Here is a 26,043-nt window from a genome sequence, read left to right as displayed (position 1 = left end):
CGGCGCCCGCGCGGTGGCGGGAGCGGTCGCGGTGCGATGTGGTGCGATGTGGTGCGGCTGAGAGTGGAGGACGGCTCAGCTGTGCAGGGCGCGCAGCACCTTGTGGAAGGCGGCCTTGCCTTCGAAGCCGATGCCGGGGATGTCGGTCAGGCCGACCCGGCTCTTCTCGACCACCGCGTCGTCGGCGAAGCCACCCGTGGGCTGGAACTCGCCCGGGTAGGACTCGTTGCCGCCGAGCTTGAGGGCGGCCGCGATGTGCAGCGAGAACTGGTGTCCGCCGTGCGGGACGCAGCGGCGCGAGGACCAGCCGTGCCGCTTCAGCATGTCCTGGATACGCAGGTACTCGGTCAGGCCGTAGGAGAGCGCCGGGTCGAACTGGAGGGTGTCGCGGTCGGGGCGCATGCCGCCGTAGCGGATCAGGTTGCGGGCGTCCTGGAGGGAGAAGAGGTTCTCGCCGGTGGCGATGGGGCCCGCGTAGTGCTCGGCGACGGTCGCGTTGAGGTGGTAGTCGAGCGGGTCGCCGATCTCCTCGTACCAGAACAGGTTGTACGGCTCGATGGCCCGCCCGTACTCCAGCGCGGTAGCCAGGTCGAAGCGGCCGTTGACGTCGACGGCGAGGCGGGAACCGTCACCGTCGAGGACATCGATGACGGCCTCGATGCGGCGCAGGTCCTCGGCGAGGCCGGCGCCGCCGATCTTCATCTTGACGACGTCGTAGCCCTGGTCGAGGAAGCCCCGCATCTCTGCTTGCAGATCGGTGAGTGTCTTGCCGGGGGCGTAGTAGCCGCCGGCCGCGTAGACGAACACCGAGTCGTCGGGGGCGCCGTCGCCGTGCCGCTCGGACAGGTACCGGTACAGCGGCTGCCCCGCGATCTTCGACGCCAGGTCGAACAGGGCCATGTCCACGACGCCGACGGCGACCGAGCGTTCGCCGTGCCCGCCGGGCTTCTCGTTGCGCATCATGAGCTCCCACGCCTTGGCGGGGTCCAGCTCGCCTGCCTCGTTCAGGAGGCTGTCCGGCTCGGCGTTCAGGAGGCGGGGCAGGATGCGGCGGCGCAGGATCTCGCCTGCGCTGTAGCGGCCGTTGGAGTTGAAGCCGTAGCCCACCACCGGCTTCCCGTCGCGGATGACGTCGCTCTCGATCGCGACGATCGAGCAGTCCATGGAGGAGAAGTCGATCCAGGCGTTGCGGATCGAGGAACTGATCGGGACCACGCCCTCGTACACGTTGGTGATCTTCATGGCGGCAGCCTTTCCGACAACGTCTCGTAACTTATAAGATGTGTTGGCTGTTAGAGTGGGCGGCACCCATGGGGGCTGTCAAGGGGTGGGGACCTCGGGAAGGGAACGGGTCAACAGGCCATGCAGAGCCAGAACATGTTCCTCAGCAAGAGCGATCTCGCCTACGCGGAACTCCGCGACCAGATCCTCAGCGGCGACCTCCCGGCCGGCTCCCGCCTCGCGCAGTACGCCCTCGCCGAGTCACTGAACATGAGCATCACCCCGCTGCGCGAGGCCATCCGGCGACTGAGCAGCGAGGGGCTGCTGACCGTCGACACCCACCGTGACGTACGGGTGTCGACCATGACCGCCGACGAGGCGCGCCAGCTCTTCGAGGTCCGCCTCTCCCTGGACCCGACCGCGGCCGAACTCGCCGCCAAGCGCCGCACCGACGCCGACATCGCCGCCATGCGGGCGGCCGTCGACCAGCTGCTGCCGGTGACCCGCCAATGGGGCGAAGGGGCCCTGGCCGCGCACCGCGTCTTCCACCAGACCCTCTACCGGGCCTCCCGCAACGACGTCCTCATCAAGATGCTCGACGACCTGTGGGACAAGTCCGACCGCTACCGCCGCCTCGGACTCGACCTGCCGCCCGGCGACGAGCCCCGCACCCGCGACCACGGGGAACACCACCGGCTGGTCGACCTCATCGTGGACGGCCAGGCGGACCAGGCCGCACAGCTCATGCGCGACCACATCACCAACAGCCTCACGGCCACGGCCATCAGTGCGCTGGAGGATCGCGAGACTCGGGCCTGATCGCTGCGCTCGGCGTCGGGCCGCCTGGCGCTGGCGGTGGCGCGAACCGCTCATGGTGCCGTTGAAGGGGGCACCGTCATCGGTTCAGATGTCCGCGTCCGCTCGGCCCGCGGCGTACCTGGCGACCTGGTGGGCCGCCACATAGCCGAAGGTGAGACCCGCGCCGACCTGGCAGCCTGCGCCCGGGTACTCCGACGCCATGATCGAGTCGGCGTCGTTGCCGCAGGCATAGAGGCCGGGGACGGGGGCGCCGCGTGCCCGATTCTTGGCTTCGTCTCAACTTGCCTTCCGCTACTGGGTTTACGCACTGTTTCGGCCCAGTCGCGACCTGGCAGATCCTAGCGGTGGCCGACGCATACGGGTACGTCGCGCGTCAAGTCGCAACTGTTGCCCAGGGGGTGGGTGCAGGTGCAACGAGGGCGAGGAGCTCGGCCAGAGCGCCCGGCGGTATTCAGTGAGGCAGCCGAATGATGAGCGTGACGGTGGCGCCGGCGGATGTGGTGTCGGCGCCGGCGGCCGTCGCGCCCGCCGAGACGGTGAGTTCGTCGGTGACGAGGGTGGCGAGCCACAAGCCGTGGCCTGACGTGTGGTCGCCGATCCCGGGTGCGAGTGGGGGGATGACGTCCGCCGTGAAACCCGGTCCAGAGTCGTGGATGTGGCACTCCAGATGGCCGTTGGCGCGCTGAAGGACCAGCGTGCCGGCGCCGCCCGCGTGCTCGATCGCGTTGGTGGCCACGGCGTCGATGGCCACGATGAACTCGCCGCGCCGTGGCTCGGGCAGCCCCTCGCGGCCCGCGTACTGGTCGACGAGCGTGCGCAGCCGGGGCAGGTCGTCTTGGGCGAAGGGGTACTTCAGCAGCAGGACGGCGGGTGGGTCGCCGGGGCCGGACGCGGTCATCGGCGACTCACCTCCCTGATCACCAGGTTGGTGCTGGTCCCGTCGCTTGCCCGGCGCAGTATGCGGGCCACGGTCGGAGGGCAGCGCACCTCGATCAGGTCGTGTGCGGCCGATGACGCGGCCATCCGCAGCAGGTCCACGGCGCACGCGGCGCTGAGGAAGACGAGCTGGGACATGTCCACGGTCAGCCGTCGGGCATCCGCACTGCGCGCCAGACCTTCGCGCAGTGCGGCGATGAGCTGCTCCCGCGTGTTGATGTCCGCCTCACCGGCGAGGCGGACCGTGTTCTCCGACTGCTCACCGTGCAGCGCTCCGAGGTGGGGCAGCAGGCGGCACGGGTGCGCCTCGTGCATGGCGCTCAGCACCTCGGGGGCGAACCAGCGGCTGTCGTAGGCGCAGATCTCGGTGTACGGGCGGCCGGTGAACAGATGTTGGGCGTGCGACTCGCGGTGCATCATCACCGCGACGTCGGCGTCGAGGTCGCCCACCCAGTGCATGTCGATATAGGTGCGCAGGCCCCTGTAGCCCTCCGCGAGAGCGCGGTCCGTCTCCTCCTCGATGCGCTGCCACTGCCGCTCGGGCGTGAAGTGGCGGGCGGGATGGATCAGGGCGCGCATGCTGCTGAGCACCAACTGGCCGCGTTCACGAGCGGCGCCGAGCAGTGCGCCCGGAGCGTCGAGGCGGTTCCACACCTCGGCCTCGGCCAGCTGCGGCGCGGAGAAGACCATCACCTTCTCGTTGTGGGCGAGCCCCGTCCACGCGAACGTGGTGACCACGTCGCGGCCCGCGTCGTCATCGCCGTAGCCGACAAAGGCGTGATCGCCCGTCCGGAGCTGCTGTACCGGCATCGTCCCCGCAGGTGACGCATCCTCAGCAGCGGCCATCGCTCACCTCCTGAGGCCCGGTGACGTCGTGACGTCCATCAGCCTCACGCTAGCGATCCGCGTCGGACCGCAGGGGCCCTGTCGGATAGTGGCGATCTGCGCCCCAGTCGTTGAGCAGAGTGACCGGGCAGGATCGGAGTTGTCCGAACTTGTCAGCTCCTGCGGCGCGGGCCTCGGCGCGGGCCTCGGTGCGGTCGGCTCCGGCTCCGGCCTCGGGCAGTCACCGTCGTGGACCCGCCCCTAAACGCCCGTGCGCCCAGGCGCGTTGGACCGCGCGGACAGTAGCACCTGGCAGGCCAGCCTGATCTCGGTGTCGGCCTCCGCCCGTGTCGTGTGTTTGTTGAGGGTGGCGACGATGACTCCGTGCCAGCACTTGAGCAGGAGGCGAACGAGCCGTTCGTCGTTGTCCGTCGGGGTGTCCAGGCCGAGCAGGTCGAGGACCGTCTCCCGGACGCGGGCCTCGATGCGGGCGGCTTCGACGACCGTGGCGCTGTGCGCGGCGTAGTTGCTCTGCATGACGGCGCTTGCGAGCCGGGGTGTGTGCAGGAGGCTGCGCGTGGCACGCAGCAGGGTCTCGGCGACGGCGTCCACGGGGTCGGCGCGCTGGATGCGCTGACGGGGATCGTGCATGCGGTCGACCTGTTCGCCCATGACCGCGGTGAACAGATGGGTCTTGGACGGGAAGTAGCGGTAGAGGGTCGCCAGGGCGACGCCCGCGTCCTTGGCGACGTCCTGCATCTGGACCCCGTCCAGACCGTGCTGGGCTCCGAGATCGGCGGCGGCCCGCAGGATCCGGTCCCTGCGGGCCCGCTGCCCGGGGGACTGCGGTTGTGCGGCGGCTCTCACGTCGGGGCGTCGGGGCACTGCTGGATCTCTCTGTTCGGTGATGCGGCGGGTCCTGCTTCGTCGGCGTATGCGCGGCCCGGCCGCCGAGCGCAAATTATCAGGTGGGGGAGCGCCGTCGTCATCCCCGCGACCGGCGGAGGGAGAGGCGTGGGAGGGGCGCCGGCAAAGAGGCCGTGCGCGCGCCTTCCACGAGCCACGCGGCGCTGTTACATTCCAGAAAACAAGAATTCATTTCAGTCTTGAGCTGGAGGCCCCCATGTCGGTCGCCGAAGGTGTCCCCGTGGACCTGTCCGTCCGTGCCGGGTCCGCCTGCCGTGAGCTCCCGCCGTCGATGGCCGAGCGCATCACCCTGATCATGGACGCGTTCGACGGAAGCACGGTCCGCAGATCGCTGGAGGACGTGGCCCGCCGCACGCGCCTGCCACGGTCGACGACCCACCGGATCCTCGACCAACTCGTGCGGCTGCGCTGGCTGGAGCACCACGACTGCAGTTACCGGCTCGGCCGACGGGCCCTCGGACTCGGTGGTGGGGACGGCACCCAGAGCCGGGTGCGGGAGGCCGCCGCCGACCACCTGCACCACTTGCAGATGAGGACCGGCATGGTCGTCCACCTGGCCGTGCTCGACGGCGCGGACGTGCACTACCTCGACAAGGTGGGAGGCCGGTTCGCCACCGTGGTGCCCTCCCGGGTCGGGGGCCGGGCGCCCGCACACTCCACCGCGCTCGGCAAGGCGATGCTGGCCTGGCTGGACCCCGAGGAGGTGGACGCGCGGGCCGAGGGCACCATCAGCCGCAGGACGGAGCGCACGATCGCCGATCTGAGCACACTGCACCAGGAACTCCACCGGATTCGAGGGCGCCACGGCCTCGCCTACGAACGCGGGGAGTGCTTCCCCGCGATCTCCTGCGTGGCGGCGGCGATCCGGGGACCCGAGGGGCCTGTGGCGGCCATGTCCCTGGTCGGGGAGGCGACGACGCCACTGGAGCGGGGCGCCCCCCTGGTGGCGGAGGCGGCGCGCCGGGTGTCCGCCGAGCTGTTCCCGCCGACGGCCGGGGCGTCTCGTGCGCGGGAGAGTGTCGTGTCCGAGTTCGAGTCCGAGTCCGTCGTCTCCGGCTTCCAGGAGACCTGGTCACCGAGCGCCATGGACCGATTCGTGATGGCGGGGCAGTACGGGGGCGGGGACTGGCGGTAGCCGACCGGTCGGCGTCGCGGCCGGGAGGCCCTCACCCCCAGCGGTCCCCCCACCCCCACGGCCCCGTGACCTCCGCGGTCGTCGGGTCGTCGACGCCGAATCCGCCCCGGAAGAAGAGCATGGGGAGGCCCTCGCCCACCGGATCCAGGCCGAGCACCCGGCCGATCACCACGTCGTGGTCGCCCGCGGCCCGCACGTCGTGCACCTCTGCGTGCACCCGGGTGAGGGCGCCGGGCAGGGACGGTGTGCCCCAGCGGGACACCTCCCACTCGAGCCCCTCGTACTTGCGGCCCCTGCTGGAACCGAACCGCGCGCACACATCGGACTGACCGTCGGCGAGAACATTGACGGTGAAGCGGCCCGACTCCCTGATCAGCGGCCAGGCGCGGCCCCGGTGGTCGGCGCAGAACAGTACGAGGGGCGGATCCAGCGAGACGGACGCGAAGGACTGGCAGGCGAAGCCGACGGGGGCGCCGCCCGGTCCGGTCCCGGTGATGACGGTGACCCCGGTGGCGAAGGCGCCGAGGGTCTGCCTCATCCGCGCCGGGGTGGGTGCCCAGGGGATGGCCTCGGTCTCGGGCGGGGTCACGGACTGGGCGGTCATGGGTTCACCTCGGCTGGGCGCTGCGGCGGAGGTGCCCGGCCGGGCACGGGCCGACCGTAGGACAGCCGGCGAACGGGCCGGACCGAGTTCCCGCTGAGTGGAATCCGTGGCTTTCACGCGCCCCTCCTGGTTCGGACGATGGGTCATCCGGACCGCATCCCGCTGACCGAGACCGTTCAGGAACGGGCTCTCGCGCGCTGGCTACGGTCCAGGAACCGATCACGGTCGACCGAGGCAGGGATGATGACGGAACTGAGTCACGACTCCACGCGGCGCGAACTCGCGACCGACGAGGGGGTGTTGCGCTACCACGAGGCCGGCGAAGGCCCTCCGCTGCTGCTGTTGCACGGATCGGGCCCCGGAGTCACGGGATGGCGCAACTTCCGTGACAACCTGGCCGCGTTCGCGCCGCACTTCCGCTGCCTGGTCCTGGAGTTCCCCGGCTTCGGTGTCAGTGACTCGACCGACGGCCACCCCATGGCCACGGCGGGCGCCGCCGTCGAACGCTTCCTCGACGGCCTCGGGCTCGACCAGGTCGACGTCATCGGGAACTCGATGGGCGGCATCGTCGGCACCCGCTTCGCCCTCGCGCACCCGGACCGCGTCCGCCGCCTCGTCACCATCGGCGGCGTCGGCCGCAACCTCTACAGTCCCGGCCCCGGCGAAGGCATCAACCTGCTGATGGAGTTCACCGAGAACCCCACCCGCGAAGGTCTGGTGCGCTGGCTGCGCTCCATGGTGTACGACCAGTCCCTGGTCACCGAGGAGCTGATCGAGGAACGCTGGGCGCACGCCACGGACCCGGAGACGCTCGCCGGGGCCCGTCGCATGTACTCCCGGGAAGCCTTCGCCGCGAGCGCCGCCGCGGTGGCCGCCTCCGGTGAGCCGCCGTACTGGGCGATGCTGCACCAGTTGAAGGCGAGGACGCTGCTCACCTGGGGACGTGACGACCGGGTCAGCCCGGTGGACATGTCCATCGTGCCGATGCGCACCATCCCCGACGGCGAACTGCACGTCTTCCCGAACTGCGGCCACTGGGTGATGATCGAGCAGAAGGCCGCCTGGGAGAGCGCGGTGCTCGCCTTCCTGACCCGCAAGGACGCGTCGTGAGCGCCCGCGGCGAGGCCGCCGCGTGGGACGAGGAGTACGACTTCGTCGTGGTGGGCAGCGGTGGCGGCGGCATGGCGGCCGCGCTGACCGCGGCCGACGAGGGACTGTCCGTCGTCGTGGTCGAGAAGGGCGAGAAGTACGGCGGCTCGACCGGCATCTCCGGCGGCGGCATCTGGGTGCCCAACAACCCCACCCTGCGCGCCGAGGGCCACGACGACAGTCGCGCGTCGATCCGCACCTACCTGGACCGGCTCACTGAAGGCCGCGTCCCCGCCGCCCGGCTCGACGCCTACGTCGACCACGGCCCGGCCGCGATGGAGCTCCTCGGCAAGAGCCGCTGGATGCGCTTCTTCTGGGTCAAGGGCTACGCCGACTACCACCCCGAGTACGACGGCGGCCGGCCCCTGGGACGGTCGATCGAGGCGCTGCCCTTCGACACCCGCAAGCTCGGCGCGGACGAGAGGTTCCAGCGGCCCAACAGCATGAAGGGGCCGCTTGGTGTCTGGATCACCGCCAAGGACTACCGCGACCTGGCCATGGTCAAGCGCACCTGGCGCGGACGCTGGGCCTCCGTCGTCGCCGCCTGGCGGGTGTCGTCGAACGTGGTGCGCCGCCGCCACATGGCGACCGGCGGCCGGGCCCTGGTGGCCCGCTTGCGGATGGCGCTCAAGGACGCCGGCGTGCCGCTGCGGCTGCGTACCCCGATGTCCTCGCTCGTCGTCGACGAGGGGACGAACACGGTCACCGGCATCGTCACCACCCATGAGGGCAAGGACATCCGGATCAGGGCCAGGCGGGGCGTGCTCCTCGCCACCGGCGGGTTCGACCACAACCAGGAGATGCGGGACCAGTACCTGCCGGACGGTGGGCAGCCGATCCACAGCGCCGGAGCCGTCGAGAACGTCGGCGACGGAATCCTCGCGGGACAGTCCCTGGGCGCCGCCCTCGACTTCATGGACGACGCCTGGTGGATGCCGTCCGTGCACCACCCCGCCGGCGCGACGATCCCGCTGGTCTCCGAGCGGTGCATCCCCCCGTCGGTGATCGTCTCCGGCTCGGGTCACCGCTTCACCAACGAGTCGTCTCCCTACGTGAACTTCGTACACGATCAGCTCGACGGCAAGCACGTCCCCGCCTGGTTCGTGATGGACGCCAAGGCGCGGGCCCGCTACCCGTTCGCGCAGGTACTGCCGGGCATGCCCTTCCCGAAGGCGTTCTACGACAACGGGACCATCCACCGCGCGGACACCGTCGCCGGACTCGCCGCCCTGATCGGGGTTCCCGCCGACGCGTTGACCAGCACCGTCGAGCGCTTCAACGGCTTCGCCCGGACCGGCAAGGACACCGACTTCGGCCGCGGTGACAGCGCCTACGACCGCTACTACGGCGACCCGACCCTGAAGAACCCCAACCTCGACGTGATCGACAAGGCGCCGTACTACGCCGTCCGGATCGAGGTCGGCGACCTCGGCACCAAGGGCGGACTGGTCTGCGACGAGCACAGCCGCGTGCTGCGCGAGGACGGCACGGCCATCGAGGGCCTGTACGCCACCGGCAACACCTCGGCGGCCGTGATGGGCGGCGAGTACGCGGGACCCGGCGCCACCATCGGCCCGGCCATCGTCTTCGGCCACCTCGCGGCCCGGCACGCCGCGGCCACGCAGGAGAAGCCACGATGACCCGCACACCCCTCACCGTCCGCGTCGTCAAGGTCGTCCGGGAGACGGCCGACGCCCACTCGCTCGTCCTCGAACCGGAGAGCGGTGACGCGGAGAAGTTCCGCTACAAGCCCGGCCAGTTCCTCACCCTGCGCGTCCCCTCCGACCGCGAAGGCCACGTCGCCCGCTGCTACTCGCTGTGCAGCTCACCGGGCCGCGACGAACACCTGAAGGTCACCGTCAAGCGCACGGCGGACGGCTACGCGTCGAACTGGATCTGCGACCACGTCACCGAGGGCGACGTCCTCGAAGTGCTGCGCCCCGCAGGCATGTTCACCCCGGTCTCACTGGACGACGACCTCCTCCTGTGCGCCGCGGGCAGCGGCATCACACCCGTCCTGTCGATCCTCGCCACGTGCCTGCACTCCGGGACCGGATCGGTCACCCTGCTGTACGCCAACCGCGACGAGCAGTCCGTCATCTTTCGCGACGAACTCGCCGCACTGGCACGGGAGTACGGGGACAGGCTCACCGTCGTCCACTGGCTCGAATCGGTGCAGGGCCGGCCCACCCCCTCCGGCCTGCGGGCGCTCGCCCGGCCCTACACGGACCGCCGCGCCTTCGTCTGCGGGCCCGGCCCCTTCATGGACCTGGCCACCGACGCGCTCGCCCGGCTCGGCGTCCCGCCGCAGCGGGTGACCGTCGAACGGTTCACCTCGCTGACCGCCGACCCCTTCGCCGTCACCGAACCCGAGCCGGACGCCGAAGAGGGACCGGCCGGCTCCGTCGAGGTCCAACTGGACGGCGAGACACGGACGGTGGCATGGCCCAGGCAGCGCAAGCTCCTCGACGCGCTGCTCGACGCGGGCCTCGACGCCCCCTACTCCTGCCGCGAGGGCAACTGCAGCGCCTGCGCCTGTGTGGTCGTCGAAGGCGAGGCCGTCATGGAGCGCAACGAAGTGCTCGACGCCGAGGACCTCGCCGACGGTCTGCTGCTCGCCTGCCAGGCGCTCCCCGTCAGCGACCGGCTGCGCGTCACCTACGACGCGTGACCGGGCGTCGGCACGTCAACTCCGCACGATTGGGATGAGGTTGGAACTGTGACCAAGGCGACCGCCGCGATCGTCGGCTCCGGAAACATCGGAACCGACCTGATGTACAAACTCCTGAGGTCCGAGACGATCGAACCGCGCTGGATGATCGGCGTCGACGCCGAGAGCCCCGGCCTCAAACGCGCCGCCGAGGAGGGACTGACCATCGGCGCCGACGGCGTCGACCCCCTCCTCGCCCAGAGCGAGAAGCCCGACCTGGTCTTCGAGGCCACCTCCGCGTACGTGCACCGGGTCAACGCGCCCAGGTACGCCGAACTCGGCATCCAGGCAGTGGACTTGACGCCCGCCGCCCTCGGCCCCGCCGTCGTGCCCGCCGTCAACCTCGGCGAGCACCTCGACGCCCCCAACGTCTCCCTGATCACCTGCGGCGGACAGGCCACGATTCCCCTCGTGCACGCCGTCTCCCGGGTCACCGACGTGGCGTACGCGGAGATCGTGGCCTCGGTCGCCTCCCCGTCGGCGGGCCCCGGCACCCGGGCCAACATCGACGAGTTCACCCGCACCACCGGCCGCGGCATCGAGACCATCGGCGGCGCCGCCCGCGGCAAGGCCATCATCATCCTCAACCCCGCCGAACCGCCGATGCTGATGCAGGACACCGTGTTCTGCGCGATCCCCGACGACGCCGACCAGGACGCGATCACCGCCTCCGTGCACGAGATGGTCGCCAGCGTCGCCTCGTACGTACCCGGCTACCGGCTGCGCGCCGAGCCGCAGTTCGACGAACCGACCCAGGTGAGCGGCGGGCTCGCCCGGGTCGCCGTGTTCCTGGAGGTCGAGGGCGCGGGCGACTTCCTGCCCCCGTACTCCGGGAACCTCGACATCATGACCGCCGCCGCCACCAAGGTCGGCGAGGGCTTCGCCCGGCGGATCGTCTCCCGGCGCGCCGCGTCCTGACCCAGAGGAGTCCTCACACCATGTCCTACAGCTCCGATCTGGACATCCGCGTCACCGACTCGTCCCTGCGCGACGGATCGCACGCCAAACAGCACCAGTTCACCGTCGAGCACGTCACCTCGATGGTCGCTGCCCTCGACGACGCGGGCGTGCCCGTGATCGAGGTGACCCACGGCGACGGCCTCGGCGGATCGTCGTTCAACTACGGCTTCAGCCACACACCGGAACAGGAACTGATCAAGGCCGCGGTGCGCACCGCGCGCAACGCGAAGATCGCCTTCCTGATGCTGCCCGGCCTCGGCATCCAGGACGACATCCGCGAGGCCGCCGACAACGGCGCCTCCGTGTGCCGCATCGCCACCCACTGCACCGAGGCCGACGTCGCCGTCCAGCACTTCGGGCTCGCCCGCGAACTCGGCCTGGAGACCGTCGGGTTCCTCATGATGTCGCACAGCCGGCCGCCCGAGGCGCTGGCCGCGCAGGCCCGGATCATGGCCGACGCGGGCTGCCAGTGCGTGTACGTCGTCGACTCGGCGGGCGCGCTCGTGATGGAGCAGACCAGTGACCGGATCGCCGCCCTCGTCGCGGAACTCGGCGACGACGCGCAGGTCGGCTTCCACGGCCACGAGAACCTGGGCCTCGGCGTCGCCAACTCGGTGCTCGCGGTGCGGGCGGGCGCGACCCAGATCGACGGCTCCACCCGCCGCTTCGGCGCGGGCGCCGGCAACACACCCGTCGAGGCGTTCGCCGCGGTCGCCGAGAAGCTCGGCATCCGCACCGGCATCGACGTACTGAAGATCATCGACGCGGCGGAGGACGTCGTGCGCCCCGTCATGGACGGCGAGTGCCTCCTCGACCGCATGTCGCTGACCATGGGTTACGCGGGCGTCTACTCCAGCTTCCTCAAGCACGCCGACCGGCAGGCAGCGAGGTACGGGGTGTCCGGCGCCGAGATCCTCCTGGAGGCCGGCCGCCGCCAGCTCGTGGGCGGTCAGGAGGACCAGCTCATCGAGATCGCCGCCGGTCTGGCGGCCCGGTCCGCCTCCGCCACATCCCCCGCAGCGAAGTGAGAAGTCCCGTGTCCAATCCTGTACTTGACGCCGTCGTCGCCCGCGCCGACGAGATCCGCGCACTCGGCACCGCCAACGAGGCCCTCGGCAGGCTGGACGACCAGGCCGCCAAGCTCCTCAAGGACACCGGCGCGATCCGGATGCTCCAGCCGCGCACCCACGGCGGCCTCGAACTGCACCCCCGCGAGTTCGCCGAGACCGTCATGAAGATCGCCTCCTGCGACGGCGCCACCGGCTGGGTCGCCGGTGTGGTCGGCGTGCACCCGTGGGAGATGGCCATGGCCGACCCCCGGGTGCAGCAGGAGGTCTGGGGCGAGGACCAGGACACCTGGATCGCCTCCCCGTACGCGCCGATGGGCCTGCTGAAGCCGTCCGGCGACGGCTACGTCTTCAACGGCCGCTGGCAGTTCTCCTCCGGCACCGACCACTGCGACTGGATCTTCCTCGGCGGCTTCCTCGCCGACGCCGACGGCGAACGGCTGTCGCCGCCGCGGTCCGTGCACGTCATCCTGCCGCGCGCCGACTACGAGATCGTCGACGACTCGTGGGACGTCGTCGGCCTGCGGGGGACCGGGAGCAAGGACGTGATCGTCCGCGACGCGTACGTTCCCGCCCACCGGGTCATCGAGTACGACAAGGTCGTCGACGGCAGCCTCGCCAAGGAGGCCGGGCTCGACAACCCCACCTACCACCTGCCGTTCTCAGCGGCCTTCCCGCTCGGCATCACCGCCGCCGTCATCGGCATGTGCGAGGGCGCCCTGGCCCACCACCTCGCCTACCAGCGCGACCGCGTCCAGATCACCGGACGCGCCGTCAAGGACGATCCGTACGTGCTGTACGCGCTCAGCGACGCGGCGGCGGAGATCGCGGCCTCCAGGGCCGCGCTCCTCACCAACATCTGCGAGCTGTACGACATGGTGGCGGCCGGTGAGGAAGTCACCTTCGAGCGGCGGGCCGTGGGGCGGCGTACGCAGGCGGCGGCCGCCTGGCGGGCCGTGCGCGCCGTCGACGAGATCGTCGCCCGCTCCGGCGGCAACGCGATGCGCATGGACAACCCCATCCAGCGGTTCTGGCGCGACGCGCACACCGGGCTCGTGCACGCCATCCACGTACCCGGGTCGGTCTACCACGCGTCGGCGCTGACCGAACTCGGCATCGACCCGCCGCAGGGCCCGATGCGCTCGATGATCTGACCCGCCCCTACGTGGCCCGCCCCGACGCAACAGGAGGATCCTCCATGACGCAGATCCGTGGACTCGGCTATCTCCGGGTCCAGAGCCGTGACCTCGCCCGCTGGCGCGAACTGACCGTCGACGCGCTCGGCTTCGCCGAAGGGTCAGGGCCCGAACCCGGCGCCCTGCACCTGCGGATGGACGAGCGGCGGGCCCGGCTCGTCGTCCTGCCGGGCGACACCGACCGGGTCCTGGCCGTCGGTTGGGAGGTCCGCGACCAGTTCGCGCTGGCCTCGGTCGGCCGTGCCGTGGAGGCGTCGGGCACCGCCGTGAAGGAACTCTCCCGCAAGGAGACGGACGAGCGCGGCGTGGAACGGGGCATCGCCTTCGACGACCCGGCCGGGGTACGGGTCGAGGTGTTCTTCGGCCCCGAGCTCGACCACAGCCCCGTACTCACGGGCCTGGCCCAGCGGTTCGTGACGGGTGCTCAGGGCATGGGCCATGTCGTCCTGCCGACCACGCGCATGGAGGAGACCGAGTCCTTCTACACCGAGGTGCTCGGCTTCCTGCCGCGCGGCTCCGTCAAGATCAGCAAGCAGGACCCCGACGCGCCGCCGCGCCGCGTCCGGTTCATGGGCGTCAACCAGCGCCACCACAGCCTCGCCATCTGCCCCGCGCCGCACGGCGAGGAGCCGGGCATGGTCCACCTGATGGTCGAGGTGGACACCCTGGACGCCGTCGGCCGCGCCCTGGACAACGTGGGACGGCTCGGCTTCTCGGTCTCCTCCACGCTGGGCCGGCACACCAACGACAAGATGGTGTCGTTCTACGTGCGCGCCCCGGGCGGCTGGGACCTGGAGTACGGCTGCGAGGGCATGCTCGTCGACGAGACGCACTACACGGCCGAGGAGATCACCGCGGACAGCTACTGGGGCCACGACTGGTCGGGATCGGAGCCGCTGGCCGCCTTCACTCCGCCCAAGGCCTCGAAGTGAGCACTGCGGGACTGGTGACACCCGTCCAAGCGGACTCCGTCCCCCGCTTCGACGCCGAAGTCGACGTGCTGGTGGTCGGCTTCGGCTGCGCGGGCGCCGCGGCGGCGTTCGAGGCGGCGGAGGCGGGCGCCGACGTGCTGGTCCTGGAGCGCGCGGGCGCGGCGGGCGGTTCCTCGGCGCTCTCCGGGGGCGAGCTGTATCTCGGCGGCGGCACACCGGTCCAGAAAGCGTGTGGCTTCGAGGACTCGGCGGACGACATGTTCGCCTACCTGACGGCGGCCCTCGGGCCGGGGGCCGACGAGGAGAAGCTGCGGCTGTACTGCGACGGAAGCACCGAGCACTTCCGGTGGTTCACCGAGCGCGGCCTCACCTTCGAGCCCAGCCTGTGGGACGCACCCACCTGGATGCCCACCTCGCGCGACGGCCTGATGTGGCTCGGCGAGAACGCCTGGCCGTACAACGAACTGGCCCGCCCGGCGCCGCGCGGACACCGGCCCGCCACCGAGTCGTACGGCGGCTGGCTGGTGATGGACAAGCTCGCCGCCGCGGCCCGAGCGGCGGGCGCCCGGTGCCACACCGACACCCGGGTGTCGGCGCTGATCGTGGACGACGAGGGCCGGGTGGTCGGTGTCACCGCGCGGCGCTACGGCGAGGACGTCGCCTACCGGGCGCGCGGGGGAGTGGTGCTGACCACGGGCGGCTTCGTGGACAACGAGGAGATGCTGGCCGACCACGCGCCCCACATGCTCGGCCACGGCAAGGTCAGCGACGGCCTCGACGACGGCGACGGCATCCGCATGGCGGCGGCGGCCGGCGCGGCCACCCGGCGGATGGCGGTCACCCAGGCCGCCCTCACCGCCCTGCCCGCGCTCGCGGTGCGCGGCATGCTGGTCAACGGCCACGGACAGCGCTTCATCAACGAGGACGTGTACCCCGGCCTGTTCAGCGTCGCGGCGTTGCGCACCCAGCCGGGACCGTACTGGGTGATCGTCGACGAAGAGGGCTACGAGTCCGTGCCGCCGGCCGAACGCTGGGGTGTCGTGCCGCGGTTCGCCGAGGAGACGCTCGGCGAACTGGAGGCCGTGCTCGGTATGCCCGAAGGGGCGCTGGAGTCGACCGTCGCCACGTACAACCGGCACGCGGAGTACGGAGGCGAGGATCCCTACTTCCACAAGGACGCGCGCTGGTTGCGCCCCCTGAAGGGGCCCTTCGCGGCGATCGACCCGAAGCAGGGCTTCGCCGGCGGCGACCAGGGGAAGGGGACGGGCCTGTCCGGCTTCACCCTCGGCGGCCTGCACACCGATGTCGACGGCAGCGTCCTGGACCATTCCGGCCGTGCGCTCCCCGGCCTCTTCGCGGCGGGCCGGGCCTCCTCCGGGATCCACGGCGAGGGATATGTGAGCGGCACCTCGCTGGGCGACGGCACCTTCTTCGGGCGCCGGGCGGGGCGGGCCGCGGCCCAGTAGTCCGGCGAACGTGGTCATGGGAGAGGGGCGGGTCCCGAGGACCCGCCCCTCTCCCATGACTTCAGTGCTCCCGGTCGTCGTCGATCACAGGGAGTGTCCCGCTCAGGGCGGCTTCCCTGATGCTCGCCGTCAGCGCCCCGCAGGCCTGGAAGCCGGACCGGCCCGCCGGGCGCTCGGCGCAGCGGCGCAGCGCCTCCCCGTCCCACTGGACGCTGGTCTGGTGCCAGCTGCTCTTGCGTACCAGCACGCCGGCGCCGCACGTCGTGCACGACAGGGGCCTCATCGGCGTCCCGTCGGTGAGCCGGGGGTCCGTGGGCGGCATCAGAGCGCCGGGCTCTTCGCCGCGGTTTCCCGGCGGGCGAGGTTCGCGTCGACCTCGCGCTGCCACGCCTCGACGGGCCGCGTGGTGTCGAGCTCGAACTCGAACCGGTCCGTCATCTCCGGGCGCACCTGGTCCACGTCCACGTAGAACTGCTCGTACCAGCGCCGTAGTTGGTAGACGGGCCCGTCCTCCTCGCACAGGAGGGGATTGTCGATCCGGGTCTTGTTCTTCCAGATCTGGATGTCCTGCTCGAAGCCCAGCTTGATGAACTCGGCCATGCCCTTGGCCAGTTGGTCGGCCGCCTCGGCTGCCATGGTGTCGCTGCGCTCGACGATGATCCCGTACTGGAGCACGAACTTGTCGGCACTGACCGGGTAGTGGCAGTTGATCAGGACGCACTTCACGTCGCCGGTCGCGTACTCGTAGGTGAGGTCGTCGATCATGAAGGACGGGCCGTGGTACGTGGCCTCCGACATGCTGCCGGTGGTCTTGGGTCGGCTGCCGTCCTGCTCCTGCGGCCGGGCGTCGGGCCGGCCGGAGCCACGCATGTACTGGGTGGCGGTGTGTCCCTCGAAGACGTTCTTGAAGAACGTCGGGAACGAGTAGTGCACGTAGAAGAAGTGCGCCATGTCGACGACGTTGTCCACGACTTCACGGCAGTTGGCGTCGACCTCGGTCTCGTACCAGACCCAGTCGGTCCACTCGTCGCTGGTCGCACCCTCGATGCGGGGGATCGTGACGTCGGCGGGCGGCGGATTGCCCTCGGGGTCGTTCCAGACGAAGAGCATGCCGTCCTGGTCGAGCGTCGGCCAGGAGGCCGTGCGGGCCCGCAGTGGGACGCGCTTGGAGTACGGGATCTGCTTGCACCGGCCGTCACCGCCCCAACGCCAGTCATGGAAGGGGCATGCCACCTGGTCGCCCTTGACGGTGCCCTGGGAGAGGTCGCCGCCCATGTGGCGGCAGTAGGCGTCCAGGACGTGGAGCGCCCCGTCACCGCTCTGGAACACGACGAGCTTCTGCCCGAACGCCCGCACGGAGTGCGGCTTGCCGTCCCTGAACTTCTCGGCGAGACCCAGGCAGTGCCACCCGCGTGCGAAGCGCGTCGGTGCCGCCTCGGCCTCGATGGACCGTACCGCGTCGTGCTCTGACTCGACTGCGCTCACGTTCGACTCATCCCCTTACCACCTGATCGCGAGATGTCTGCACGATCGGGACGCTAGGCCGGGCCCCGCCGCGGCACGGCGGCCAGTCCCACTGACCGGAACCGGCCGTCCGGGCACGCCGCGCGCCGCCGGTAGCGTCCGCCGCTCCGTGCTCATGGAACCCGGAAAGGAAGTGGCGTGATGCATCGGTTCGAGGGCGTGCGGGTCCTGCTCACCGGAGGCGGCTCCGGCATCGGCAGGGCCACAGCGGTGCGACTGGTGGCGGAAGGGGCGGAGGTCTTCGCCGTCGACCTGTCGAAGGAGGGGCTCGACGCGACGGCGGCCTGTTCCGGGTCGGGACGGATCGTCGGGCACCGCGCCGACGTCGGCGACGAGCCGTCCGTGGTGGAGGCCGTGGGCGCGGCCGTCGAGGCGCTCGGCGGCATCGACGTCCTCGTGAACGTGGCCGGGATCCACCGCGCCACCCCGATCGACCGGCTGACCGTCGAGGACCTGAACCAACTGTTCACCGTCAACGCGGTGGGCACGGCCCTGTTCTGCCGCGAGGCGCTGCGCCATCTGCCCGACGGCACGGGCGTCATCGTCAACGTGGCGTCCACCGCGGCCGCGCACGGCAATCCGTACATGACCGCGTACGCGGCGTCCAAGGGCGCGGTCCTCGGCTTCTCGCTGTCACTGGCCGCCGAGATGGTGCACCGGGGGATCCGGGTCGTGCCCGTGTCACCCGGCACGGTGCGTACCCCGCTCACCGCGGACCCGCGGGTTCTGCCGGACGATCTCGACACCAGCTACTACGCGCGGATCCGCCCGCCGCTGGGCGCCGCGGAGCCGGAGCAGATCGCCGGGGTGATCGCCTTCGCCGCGTCCCGGGACGGGAGTTACCTGACCGGCTCCGAACTCAGGGTCGACGGCGGGTCGCACATCTGAGGGCGGGTACGTGCGGGCCGCCGACCACTGAGTGGGACTCGACCTTGCCCCGAACGAGAACGAATTCTAATTTTCGAGAGTGACGCGGAGCTCCCCTCCCGGAGCGAGCGCGTCAGCCACGGTCCGCCCCGGGCCGCGGCCGGTCGGACTCGCGCGCCCCGCCGTGCGAGCGCCTCACCCCTACGGAGAACCATGGCCGAGGCCGTCATCGTCGACGCCGCGCGCACGCCGGTCGGCCGGCGCCGCGGCGCCCTGTCCACCCTGCACCCCGCGCAGCTCCTCGGTCATGTGCAGCGCGGGCTCATCGAGCGCTCCGGTCTCGCGCCGGACGCGGTCGAGCAGGTGATCGGCGGGTGTGTCACCCAGGCCGGCGAGCAGTCCAACAACGTCACCCGCAGCGCCTGGCTGTACTCCGGACTGCCGTACACCACCGCCTGCACGTCCATCGACTGCGCCTGCGGCTCCTCGCAGCAGGCCGTGCACCTGACCGCCGGGCTCATCGAGGCCGGTGCGATCGACGTCGGCATCGGCTGTGGAGTGGAGGCGATGAGCCGGGTCTTCCTCGGGCAGGCACTCACCCCCGGGACCGGCTCGCCGATGCCGGAGGATGTCGACCTCGACATGCCGGACCAGTTCAGCGCGGCCGAGCGGATCGCCGTCAAGCGCGGCATCACCCGCGCCGAGGTGGACGCCTTCGGCGTCGCCTCGCAGCGCAAGGCCGCGACCGCCTGGGCCGAAGGCCGTTTCGACGGGCAGATCATCGAGGTCGACGCGCCGGTCCACGGCCCCGAAGGACCGACCGGGCAGACCGTGCGGGTCACCCGCGACGAAGGCCTGCGGGACACGACGCTGGAGAAGGTCGCCGGCCTGAAGCCCGTCCTGCCCGACGGCATCCACACCGCCGCCAACTCCTCCCAGATCAGCGACGGCGCCGCCGGCGTCCTGCTGATGAGCCGCGAGAAGGCCGATTCGCTCGGGCTGCGCCCCCGCGCCCGCATCGTCAGCTCCGGCATGGTCGGCTCGGACCCGTACTACCACCTGGACGGGCCCGTGGAGGCCACCACCCACGTGCTGCGCCGGGCCGGGATGAAGCTGAGTGACATCGACCTCGTCGAGATCAACGAGGCCTTCGCCTCCGTGGTGCTGTCCTGGGCACGGGTCCACAAGCCCGACATGGACAAGGTCAACGTCAACGGCGGCGCCATCGCCCTCGGTCACGCCGTCGGCTCCACCGGCGCCCGCCTCATCACCCAGGCCGTGAACGAGCTCGAACGCACCGACCGGTCCACCGCCCTGGTCACCATGTGCGCCGGCGGCGCACACTCCACCGCCACCATCATCGAACGCATCTGAGGGGGCGTCATGACCATCGGCCTCACCGAGGAACACCGCGACCTGCGCGACGCCGTCCGCACCTTCACGGACCGGCACATCACACCGGAGGCACTCCGGCACGCCGTGGACGCGAAGGAGGAGACACTCCCCGCGTACTGGCAGGAGATCGCCGCGCAGGGCCTGCTGGGTCTGCACCTTCCCGAGGAACACGGCGGCTCCGGCTTCGGCCTGCTCGAACTCGCCGTCGTCACAGAGGAGTTGGGCAGAGCCCTGACTCCCGGGCCGTTCCTGCCGAGTACGCTCGCGGCCGCGATCCTGCACCGGGCCGGGCACACGGCCCACCTCGACGGCCTCGCCCACGGCCGGCTCCTCGGCGCCGTCGGCCTCGGAGCCGGAACGCTCACCCTGACCCGCGCCACGGACGGCACGACCCGCGTGGACGGTGACACCGAACTCGTCGTGGGAGGCCACCTCGCCGACCTCTTCGTCGTCCCGGCCCGGGAGGGCGACCGGTTCACCTGGATCGTGCTGCCGCGCGCCGCCGTGGCGGTGGAGAACCTCGCCAGCCACGACCTCACCCGGCGCTCGTCCCGGCTCGGCGTACGGGAGGTGGCGGTCGAGGCCACGGACGTCCTCGCCGTCGAGGCGTACCTCCCGTTCGATCTGGCCGCCGCCCTCTTCGCCGCAGAGGCCTCCGGGATCGCCGACCGCTGCGTCACCGCCGCGGCCGACTACGCCCGCGTACGGGAGCAGTTCGGGCGGCCCATCGGCCAGTTCCAGGGCGTCAAGCACCGGTGCGCCCGTATGCTCGCCCGCGCCGAACAGGCCAGGGCCTGCGCCTGGGACGCGGCCCGCGCCCACGACCCCGCCGCGGCCACCGACCCGCGGGAGGCGGAACTCGCCGCGGCCGTCGCCGCGGCGACCAGCGTCGAGGCGGGCTTCACCACCGCCAAGGACTGCATCCAGGTCCTCGGCGGCATCGGCTTCACCTGGGAGCACGACGCCCACCTCGCCCTGCGCCGGGCCCAGACCTTGCGGGTCACCCTCGGGAACACCGCGCACTGGCAGCGCCGGGTCGCCCGCCTCACCCTGGACGGCGCCCGCCGCGACCTGTCGGTCGAGCTGCCGCCCGAGGCGGAGTCGGTCCGCGCGGAGATCCGGGCCGAACTCGCCCTGGCGGCGGGCCTGGAGGGCAAGGAACGCGCGACACGGCTCGCCGACGACGGCTACACCGCACCCCACCTGCCCGCCCCCTGGGGCAAGGGCGCGGACCCGGTCACCCAGCTCGTCATCGCCGAGGAACTGCGGGACGCGGAACTCACCCCCGTCGACATGATCATCGGTGGCTGGGTGGTGCCGACACTCATCGAGCACGGCAACGACGCGCAGAAGGAGCGCTTCCTCGGCCCGAGCCTGCGCGGCGACATCAACTGGTGTCAGCTGTTCAGCGAACCCGGGGCGGGCTCCGACCTCGCCGCCCTGAGCACCCGCGCCGAGAAGGCCGACGGCGGCTGGCGGATCAGCGGGCAGAAGGTGTGGACCTCCATGGCCCGCGACGCCCACTGGGGCGTCCTGATCGCCCGCACCGACGCCGACGTGCCCAAGCACAAGGGCCTGTCGTACTTCATCCTCGACATGACGAGCCCTGGGATCGACATCCGCCCGCTGCGGCAGATCACCGGTGAGGCCGAGTTCAACGAGGTCTTCCTCGACGACGTGTTCGTCCCCGACGAACTGCTCGTCGCGCGGCCCGGCGACGGCTGGCGACTCGCCCGCACCACCCTCGCCAACGAACGTGTCGCCCTCGCAGGCGACACCGTCGGCGACGGGGCCCAGACCCTCCTGGAGATGGCCGCCGCCACGCCCGGCATCGTCGACGAGACCCGGCTCACCGAACTCGGCGCCGCCCTCTGCGACGGCCAGTCCGGGGCCCTGCTCGGCCTGCGCACGACCCTGCGCTCGGTCGCCGGGGGACAGCCGGGAGCCGAAGCGAGCATCGCCAAGCTCCTCGGCGTCGAACACCAGCAGCAGGTGTGGGAGATGTGCGTGGAGTGGCAAGGGCCCGCCGCGCTGACCGGGCAGGGCCGCCGCCACGACCCCACCTGGATGTTCCTCAACTCCCGCTGCATGTCCATCGCGGGCGGCACCACGGAGGTCCAGCTGAACATCATCGGCGAACGCATCCTCGGCCTCCCGCGCGACCCCCAGCCCGTGCCGGGACAGCGCGCCGGCCGCGCCTGACCCCGCCCTCCCCGCTCCCACCGCCCCAGCCTGAGAAAGGCCGTCCATGCCCATCGACCGGCACAAGGCGCTCACCGCCGAGCCGACCTCACGCACCATCAGCTGGAGCGCCCGTGACGTGCTCCTGTACCACCTCAGCCTGGGCGCGGGAGCCGGACCGAGCGCCGACCCCGAGCTCCACCTCACCTACGAACGCGGACTCGCGGTCCTGCCGACCTTCGCGATGGTCGCGGGCACCGGGCCATCGGCCGGCGACGCCCCCATGGCGGCCGACGCGATGCCCGGCATCGACATCGACCTGCGGTCGATGCTGCACGCCGGACAGGAACTCGCCGTCCACCGGCCGCTGCCCGCGTCCGGCACCGCCACCCTCACCTCACGCGTCGCCGAGGTCTGGGACAAGGGCAAGGCCGCCCTGGTCGTCCTCGTCTCGGAGGCGACCGACAGCGACGGTGCGGCCCTGTGGACCAGCACCACGCGCATCTGGGCCAGGGGCGAGGGCGGCTTCGGCGGCGAACCGGGTCCCGAGGACACGACGACCGAACCCGGGCGACCGGCCGACCTGGTCATCGACACCCCCACCACCCCGCGCCAAGCCCTGCTGTACCGCCTCAACGGCGACCTCAACCCCCTGCACGCCGACCCGGAGTTCGCACGTGCCGTCGGCTTCGAGCAGCCGATCCTGCACGGCCTCGCCTCGTACGGACTGGTCGGCAAGGCCCTGGTCGACGGCCTCCTCGACGGCGACGCCACCCGCCTTCAGGGCCTGTCCGTACGGTTCGCGGGCATCCTGACGCCCGGCGAGACCATCCGCACCTCGGTGTGGCGCGAGACGGGCCAACAGGCCGGGACCGAACGGCTGCTGCTCCGGGCCACCTGCCCCGAGCGGGACGACGCCCCGGTACTCACCCACGCCACCGCGACGGTGCGCGCATGAGCGCCGGTACGCGGGAGACGGCGGGGCCCCCGCTGGTCGCCGCCCCGCACGAGGACGGCGTGGACACCGCGGTGGCCGCCGCCCGCCGGGTGGTCGAGGCGCTGCTCGCCGCGGGCGACGACACCTCCCTCGACATGACAGCCATCGCCAAGCAACTGCTCGACGTCGCAGGCACCTTGGAGGGCCACGCCCCCGACCGGGACCGGCGCATGGCCCGGATGTGGGAGGGGGAGGGCGTGACCCGGCACGACCCGGTCACCGGGCCCGAGAACGCCCTGGCCCCGCCGCTCACCCTGCACGGCGTCGACGACGGATCCATCACCGGCACGGTCACCCTCGGACTGCCGTACCAGGGCCCGCCCGGACACGTCCACGGAGGCATCTCCGCCCTGCTGCTCGACCACACCCTGGGCGTGGCCAACCACTGGGGCGGCCCCTCCGGCATGACGGCCGAACTGACCCTGCGCTACCTCCGCCCCACCCCACTGTTCGAGCCGCTCACCATCACGGGCCGTCAAATGTCCGTGGACGGACGGCGGATCAGGACCGTGGGCGCCATCTCGGCCGGCGGCAAGGAGTGCGTCACGGCCGAGGGCCTGTTCATCACCAAGGAGCTGCCCCGGCCGCAGTGAGCGGCGAGCGCACGGCGGGGACACCGGCTCCCGCCGACACGGACAAGCAGACATGACATCAGGAAGGGGAACGTGATGGGAAGCCTCGACGGCAAGGTCGCGCTCGTCACCGGAGCAGGCCAGGGCGTGGGCCGTGGCATCGCCCTCGCGCTCGCCGCCGAGGGCGCCGCGATCGCCGCACTCGGCCGCACCGAGGAAAAACTGATCACAGTCTGCGAGGAACTGCGCGCCCGCGGAGCCCGCGCGGAGCCCTTCGTCCTCGACGTGCTCGACACCGCGCGCATCCCGGCGATGGTCGACGCCGTCGCCGAACGCCTCGGCGGCATCGACATCCTCGTCAACAACGCCTACTCCGGCTCCTACGGTCCGCTGCTCTCGATGAGCGACGCCGACTTCGAGAAGGGCTTCCGCAGCGGCCCCTTCGCCGCCCTCGCCCTCATGAAGGCCTGCCACCCGTACCTGAAGCGGAACGGCGGCGGATCAGTGATCAATCTCGTCACCTCCGCCATGGTCCGCTGGGACCTGCGCGGCTACGGCGCCTACGCCGCGGCCAAGGTGGCGCTGCGCTCCCTGACCAGGACCGCCGCGGGCGAATGGGGCCGCGACGGCATCCGCGTCAACGCCATCGCCCCGCACGCCACTTCACCCGCGTACGAGGGGTGGCAGGCCCAGAACCCGGAGGAGGCCGAGGAGTTCGTCGCCTCCATCCCGCTCGGCTACGTCGGCGACTGCGAGCAGGACATAGGCCGCGCCGTCGTCATGCTCTGCGGTCCCGACGCCCGCTACCTCACCGGCGCCACCGTCCCGCTGGACGGCGGGCAGGCCAACTTCGACTGACACAGGGGTAACCGACCGTGCCACACCAGACCATCGCCGACCTGCTGCTCGCCCGCGTCGGGGACGACCACACGGGGCTGCGCACCCGCGAACGCGCCTGGACCTGGGACGAGGTCGTCCGTGAGAGCGCCGCCCGCGCCGCCTGGGCGCGTGAGCTGCGCGCGGACGGCCCGTTCCACATCGGCGTACTCCTCGACAACGTGCCGGAGTACGTCTTCTGGCTGGGCGCCGCCGCACTGGGCGGGGCGGCCGTCGTCGGCATCAACCCGACCCGGCGCGGAGCGGAACTGGAGCGCGAAGTCCGGCACACCGACTGCCAGTTGATCGTCACCGACCGTGCGGGACTGAAGCTGCTCGACGGCCTCGACGTCGGTGTCGCGCGGGAGCGTTTCCTCGTGGTCGACGACCCCGGCTACGCACACGAGGTCGCCGCGCACGCGGCCGAGCCGGCCCGGGACCCGGACGTCACCGCCACCACCCACATGCTCCTCCTCCTCACCTCGGGCACCACCGGCACCTCCAAGGCGGCCCTCTGCTCGCAGGGGCGGCTCGCCGGACTCGGCGCGGCCAACAGCGCCAAGTACGACATCAGCAGGACCGACATCTGTTACTGCCCGATGCCGCTGTTCCACGGCAACGCGCTCATGGCGCTGTGGGCCCCCGCGCTCACCGCCGGCGCCACGGTCGCTCTCACCGCCACGTTCTCCGCCTCCGGGTTCCTGCCCGACGTCCGGCACTTCTCCGCGACCTTCTTCACGTACGTGGGCAAGGCGATCAGCTACGTCCTCGCCCAGCCCGAGACACCCCACGACCAGGACAACCAGCTCACCCACGCCTTCGGCACCGAGGCGTCTCCTGAGGACGCCGCCGCCTTCCGTCGCCGCTTCGGCTGCAAGCTCGTCGAGGGCTACGGATCGAGCGAGGGGGCCGGCATGCTGCGGCGCGCCCCGGACGCCCCGACGGGCGCGCTCGGCGTCCCGGCGCGCGACGGCGTGCGCATCGTCCACCCCGAGCGGCGCACGACGTGCCCCGCCGCCGTGCTCGATGAGCACGGCCGGGTGCAGAACCCCGAGGAGGCCATCGGCGAGATCGTCGACACCGAGGGAGCGGCCCGCTTCGAGGGCTACTACAACAACGAGGCCGCCAACGCCGAACGCGTCCGGCACGGCTGGTACTGGACCGGAGACCTCGGCTACGTCGACGAGGCCGGCTACTTCTACTTCGCGGGCCGCTCCGGCGACTGGATCCGCGTCGACGGCGAGAACACCTCCGCGCTGCTCACCGAGCGCGTCCTGCGCCGCCATCCACGGGTCCTCGCCGCCGGTGTCTTCGGCGTCCCCGACCCGCGCTCCGGCGACCAGGTGATGGCGGCCGTCGAGATACCGGAGGGGACCCGGTTCGAGGACCTGGACCTGCCGGAGTTCCTCGCCCGCCAGGAGGACCTCGGGACCAAGGGCGCACCCCGCTACGTACGGGTGTCGCACGCCCTGCCGACCACCGGCTCCAACAAGCTGCGCAAGAAGGAGATGCAACTGGACGGCTGGCGCACCGACGACCCCGTCCACCACTGGGCGGGCCGCGGCACCCCCGCGTACGCCCTGATGAGCGAAGCCGACAAGGCCGCCCTGCGCGACGCCTTCCACGCCAACGGCCGCGCCCGCTTCCTCCCCTGACGATCAGACAGCCACGCCCGACCGAGGAG

At 71.5% G+C, this 26,043-nt stretch carries 24 protein-coding genes and 1 pseudogene; 17 read left to right on the top strand and 8 right to left on the bottom strand.

The genetic code is table 11. The features are described from left to right. Positions 1 to 75: 75 nt before the first annotated feature. Positions 76 to 1,242: a mandelate racemase/muconate lactonizing enzyme family protein gene (locus ACFYWS_RS24645; protein WP_389280166.1), complete on the bottom strand. Its 1,167-nt coding sequence runs from the start codon at positions 1,240 to 1,242 to the stop codon at positions 76 to 78. 120 nt (positions 1,243 to 1,362) lie between these two features. On the opposite strand from ACFYWS_RS24645, the gene ACFYWS_RS24640 reads away from it, so the two are divergent. Then, positions 1,363 to 2,040, top strand: a complete 678-nt coding sequence (locus ACFYWS_RS24640) for a GntR family transcriptional regulator (RefSeq protein ID WP_389280164.1) — start codon at positions 1,363 to 1,365, stop codon at positions 2,038 to 2,040. Positions 2,041 to 2,124: 84 nt separating this feature from the next. On the opposite strand, the pseudogene ACFYWS_RS24635 reads toward ACFYWS_RS24640, so the two are convergent. The 4 genes and pseudogenes from ACFYWS_RS24635 to ACFYWS_RS24620 form a co-directional block, all read right to left on the bottom strand. After that, positions 2,125 to 2,289: pseudogene (locus tag ACFYWS_RS24635) on the bottom strand (hypothetical protein); the annotation flags it as partial. Between the two features lie 202 nt (positions 2,290 to 2,491). Continuing rightward, positions 2,492 to 2,938, bottom strand: coding sequence for an ATP-binding protein (locus ACFYWS_RS24630; RefSeq protein WP_389280162.1), 447 nt, complete (start codon positions 2,936 to 2,938; stop codon positions 2,492 to 2,494). After that, positions 2,935 to 3,822, bottom strand: coding sequence for an MEDS domain-containing protein (locus tag ACFYWS_RS24625; RefSeq protein WP_389280160.1), 888 nt, complete (start codon positions 3,820 to 3,822; stop codon positions 2,935 to 2,937). Before ACFYWS_RS24625 ends, ACFYWS_RS24630 begins: the two co-directional genes overlap by 4 nt. Positions 3,823 to 4,062: 240 nt before the next feature. Next, entirely contained in the window at positions 4,063 to 4,686 is a 624-nt protein-coding gene (locus ACFYWS_RS24620) for a TetR family transcriptional regulator (protein ID WP_389280158.1), read from the bottom strand. 238 nt (positions 4,687 to 4,924) lie between these two features. Between ACFYWS_RS24620 and ACFYWS_RS24615 the strand changes: the two genes are divergently transcribed. Continuing rightward, the gene (locus ACFYWS_RS24615) at positions 4,925 to 5,863 is read left to right on the top strand and encodes an IclR family transcriptional regulator (protein ID WP_389280156.1); all 939 of its coding nucleotides are present in this window, start codon (positions 4,925 to 4,927) and stop codon (positions 5,861 to 5,863) included. A 31-nt stretch (positions 5,864 to 5,894) separates the two neighbouring features. Here ACFYWS_RS24615 and ACFYWS_RS24610 read toward each other — a convergent pair whose 3' ends face one another. Further along, entirely contained in the window at positions 5,895 to 6,467 is a 573-nt protein-coding gene (locus ACFYWS_RS24610; RefSeq protein WP_389280154.1) for a flavin reductase family protein, read from the bottom strand. A 243-nt stretch (positions 6,468 to 6,710) separates the two neighbouring features. Between ACFYWS_RS24610 and ACFYWS_RS24605 the strand changes: the two genes are divergently transcribed. Genes ACFYWS_RS24605 through ACFYWS_RS24570 form a run of 8 tightly spaced genes read left to right on the top strand, consistent with a single transcriptional unit; the run spans position 6,711 to position 15,947 of the window. Beyond that, positions 6,711 to 7,577 (top strand): alpha/beta fold hydrolase, encoded by an 867-nt coding sequence (locus ACFYWS_RS24605; RefSeq protein ID WP_389280152.1) that lies wholly within the window; start codon positions 6,711 to 6,713, stop codon positions 7,575 to 7,577. Further along, entirely contained in the window at positions 7,574 to 9,256 is a 1,683-nt protein-coding gene (locus ACFYWS_RS24600; protein WP_389280150.1) for an FAD-binding protein, read from the top strand. Before ACFYWS_RS24605 ends, ACFYWS_RS24600 begins: the two co-directional genes overlap by 4 nt. Beyond that, positions 9,253 to 10,287 carry a 2Fe-2S iron-sulfur cluster-binding protein gene (locus tag ACFYWS_RS24595; RefSeq protein WP_389280148.1) on the top strand — a complete coding sequence of 345 codons (1,035 nt, stop codon included), beginning with the start codon at positions 9,253 to 9,255 and terminating at the stop codon, positions 10,285 to 10,287. Before ACFYWS_RS24600 ends, ACFYWS_RS24595 begins: the two co-directional genes overlap by 4 nt. Before the next feature lie 48 nt (positions 10,288 to 10,335). After that, entirely contained in the window at positions 10,336 to 11,244 is a 909-nt protein-coding gene (locus ACFYWS_RS24590; protein ID WP_389280146.1) for an acetaldehyde dehydrogenase (acetylating), read from the top strand. A gap of 20 nt (positions 11,245 to 11,264) precedes the next feature. Further along, positions 11,265 to 12,314 (top strand): 4-hydroxy-2-oxovalerate aldolase, encoded by a 1,050-nt coding sequence (dmpG, locus tag ACFYWS_RS24585; protein ID WP_389280144.1) that lies wholly within the window; start codon positions 11,265 to 11,267, stop codon positions 12,312 to 12,314. Between the two features lie 8 nt (positions 12,315 to 12,322). Further along, the gene (locus tag ACFYWS_RS24580) at positions 12,323 to 13,507 is read left to right on the top strand and encodes an acyl-CoA dehydrogenase family protein (RefSeq protein WP_389280142.1); all 1,185 of its coding nucleotides are present in this window, start codon (positions 12,323 to 12,325) and stop codon (positions 13,505 to 13,507) included. A gap of 44 nt (positions 13,508 to 13,551) precedes the next feature. After that, on the top strand, positions 13,552 to 14,481 hold the full coding sequence (locus ACFYWS_RS24575; RefSeq protein ID WP_389280140.1) for a VOC family protein: 930 nt from the start codon (positions 13,552 to 13,554) through the stop codon (positions 14,479 to 14,481). Beyond that, positions 14,478 to 15,947: an FAD-dependent oxidoreductase gene (locus ACFYWS_RS24570; protein WP_389280138.1), complete on the top strand. Its 1,470-nt coding sequence runs from the start codon at positions 14,478 to 14,480 to the stop codon at positions 15,945 to 15,947. Before ACFYWS_RS24575 ends, ACFYWS_RS24570 begins: the two co-directional genes overlap by 4 nt. Before the next feature lie 61 nt (positions 15,948 to 16,008). On the opposite strand, the gene ACFYWS_RS24565 is transcribed toward ACFYWS_RS24570, so the two are convergent. Together ACFYWS_RS24565 and ACFYWS_RS24560 are read right to left on the bottom strand one after the other, a co-directional pair. After that, on the bottom strand, positions 16,009 to 16,269 hold the full coding sequence (locus ACFYWS_RS24565; RefSeq protein ID WP_389280136.1) for a ferredoxin: 261 nt from the start codon (positions 16,267 to 16,269) through the stop codon (positions 16,009 to 16,011). Beyond that, positions 16,269 to 17,432: a Rieske 2Fe-2S domain-containing protein gene (locus ACFYWS_RS24560; RefSeq protein WP_389280134.1), complete on the bottom strand. Its 1,164-nt coding sequence runs from the start codon at positions 17,430 to 17,432 to the stop codon at positions 16,269 to 16,271. The genes ACFYWS_RS24565 and ACFYWS_RS24560 overlap by 1 nt, the downstream gene beginning before the upstream one ends. A gap of 180 nt (positions 17,433 to 17,612) precedes the next feature. Here ACFYWS_RS24560 and ACFYWS_RS24555 point away from each other — a divergent pair, with 180 nt between their 5' ends. The 7 genes from ACFYWS_RS24555 to ACFYWS_RS24525 all read left to right on the top strand — a co-directional run bounded on the left by ACFYWS_RS24555 (position 17,613) and on the right by ACFYWS_RS24525 (position 26,014). Continuing rightward, positions 17,613 to 18,359 (top strand): SDR family NAD(P)-dependent oxidoreductase, encoded by a 747-nt coding sequence (locus tag ACFYWS_RS24555; RefSeq protein WP_389280132.1) that lies wholly within the window; start codon positions 17,613 to 17,615, stop codon positions 18,357 to 18,359. A gap of 192 nt (positions 18,360 to 18,551) precedes the next feature. Beyond that, positions 18,552 to 19,712: a steroid 3-ketoacyl-CoA thiolase gene (locus ACFYWS_RS24550; protein WP_389280130.1), complete on the top strand. Its 1,161-nt coding sequence runs from the start codon at positions 18,552 to 18,554 to the stop codon at positions 19,710 to 19,712. 9 nt (positions 19,713 to 19,721) lie between these two features. Continuing rightward, entirely contained in the window at positions 19,722 to 21,935 is a 2,214-nt protein-coding gene (locus ACFYWS_RS24545) for an acyl-CoA dehydrogenase (RefSeq protein WP_389280128.1), read from the top strand. Between the two features lie 46 nt (positions 21,936 to 21,981). Continuing rightward, on the top strand, positions 21,982 to 22,872 hold the full coding sequence (locus ACFYWS_RS24540; RefSeq protein ID WP_389280126.1) for a MaoC/PaaZ C-terminal domain-containing protein: 891 nt from the start codon (positions 21,982 to 21,984) through the stop codon (positions 22,870 to 22,872). Then, positions 22,869 to 23,504: a PaaI family thioesterase gene (locus ACFYWS_RS24535; RefSeq protein WP_389280124.1), complete on the top strand. Its 636-nt coding sequence runs from the start codon at positions 22,869 to 22,871 to the stop codon at positions 23,502 to 23,504. Before ACFYWS_RS24540 ends, ACFYWS_RS24535 begins: the two co-directional genes overlap by 4 nt. Before the next feature lie 75 nt (positions 23,505 to 23,579). After that, on the top strand, positions 23,580 to 24,341 hold the full coding sequence (locus ACFYWS_RS24530; protein ID WP_389280122.1) for an SDR family NAD(P)-dependent oxidoreductase: 762 nt from the start codon (positions 23,580 to 23,582) through the stop codon (positions 24,339 to 24,341). Positions 24,342 to 24,358: 17 nt separating this feature from the next. Continuing rightward, positions 24,359 to 26,014 (top strand): AMP-binding protein, encoded by a 1,656-nt coding sequence (locus tag ACFYWS_RS24525; protein WP_389280120.1) that lies wholly within the window; start codon positions 24,359 to 24,361, stop codon positions 26,012 to 26,014. Positions 26,015 to 26,043 lie beyond the last annotated feature (29 nt).

This window comes from Streptomyces sp. NPDC002795 (assembly GCF_042888725.1).
GTDB lineage: Bacteria > Actinomycetota > Actinomycetes > Streptomycetales > Streptomycetaceae > Streptomyces.
Note: the sequence above shows the minus strand (reverse complement) of the source record. Positions and strands in the feature narration are given on the sequence as shown.

Bases quoted from the DNA above. Each gene is read 5' to 3' on its own strand.
- ACFYWS_RS24535 (WP_389280124.1), top strand. From the start codon at position 22,869: ATGAGCGCCGGTACGCGGGAGACGGCGGGGCCCCCGCTGGTCGCCGCC.
- dmpG (WP_389280144.1), top strand. From the start codon at position 11,265: ATGTCCTACAGCTCCGATCTGGACATCCGCGTCACCGACTCGTCCCTG.
- ACFYWS_RS24565 (WP_389280136.1), bottom strand. From the start codon at position 16,269: ATGCCGCCCACGGACCCCCGGCTCACCGACGGGACGCCGATGAGGCCC.
- ACFYWS_RS24630 (WP_389280162.1), bottom strand. From the start codon at position 2,938: ATGACCGCGTCCGGCCCCGGCGACCCACCCGCCGTCCTGCTGCTGAAG.
- ACFYWS_RS24575 (WP_389280140.1), top strand. From the start codon at position 13,552: ATGACGCAGATCCGTGGACTCGGCTATCTCCGGGTCCAGAGCCGTGAC.
- ACFYWS_RS24530 (WP_389280122.1), top strand. From the start codon at position 23,580: ATGGGAAGCCTCGACGGCAAGGTCGCGCTCGTCACCGGAGCAGGCCAG.
- ACFYWS_RS24645 (WP_389280166.1), bottom strand. From the start codon at position 1,242: ATGAAGATCACCAACGTGTACGAGGGCGTGGTCCCGATCAGTTCCTCG.
- ACFYWS_RS24555 (WP_389280132.1), top strand. From the start codon at position 17,613: ATGCATCGGTTCGAGGGCGTGCGGGTCCTGCTCACCGGAGGCGGCTCC.
- ACFYWS_RS24605 (WP_389280152.1), top strand. From the start codon at position 6,711: ATGACGGAACTGAGTCACGACTCCACGCGGCGCGAACTCGCGACCGAC.
- ACFYWS_RS24550 (WP_389280130.1), top strand. From the start codon at position 18,552: ATGGCCGAGGCCGTCATCGTCGACGCCGCGCGCACGCCGGTCGGCCGG.
- ACFYWS_RS24615 (WP_389280156.1), top strand. From the start codon at position 4,925: ATGTCGGTCGCCGAAGGTGTCCCCGTGGACCTGTCCGTCCGTGCCGGG.
- ACFYWS_RS24595 (WP_389280148.1), top strand. From the start codon at position 9,253: ATGACCCGCACACCCCTCACCGTCCGCGTCGTCAAGGTCGTCCGGGAG.
- ACFYWS_RS24610 (WP_389280154.1), bottom strand. From the start codon at position 6,467: ATGACCGCCCAGTCCGTGACCCCGCCCGAGACCGAGGCCATCCCCTGG.
- ACFYWS_RS24625 (WP_389280160.1), bottom strand. From the start codon at position 3,822: ATGGCCGCTGCTGAGGATGCGTCACCTGCGGGGACGATGCCGGTACAG.
- ACFYWS_RS24540 (WP_389280126.1), top strand. From the start codon at position 21,982: ATGCCCATCGACCGGCACAAGGCGCTCACCGCCGAGCCGACCTCACGC.
- ACFYWS_RS24640 (WP_389280164.1), top strand. From the start codon at position 1,363: ATGCAGAGCCAGAACATGTTCCTCAGCAAGAGCGATCTCGCCTACGCG.
- ACFYWS_RS24545 (WP_389280128.1), top strand. From the start codon at position 19,722: ATGACCATCGGCCTCACCGAGGAACACCGCGACCTGCGCGACGCCGTC.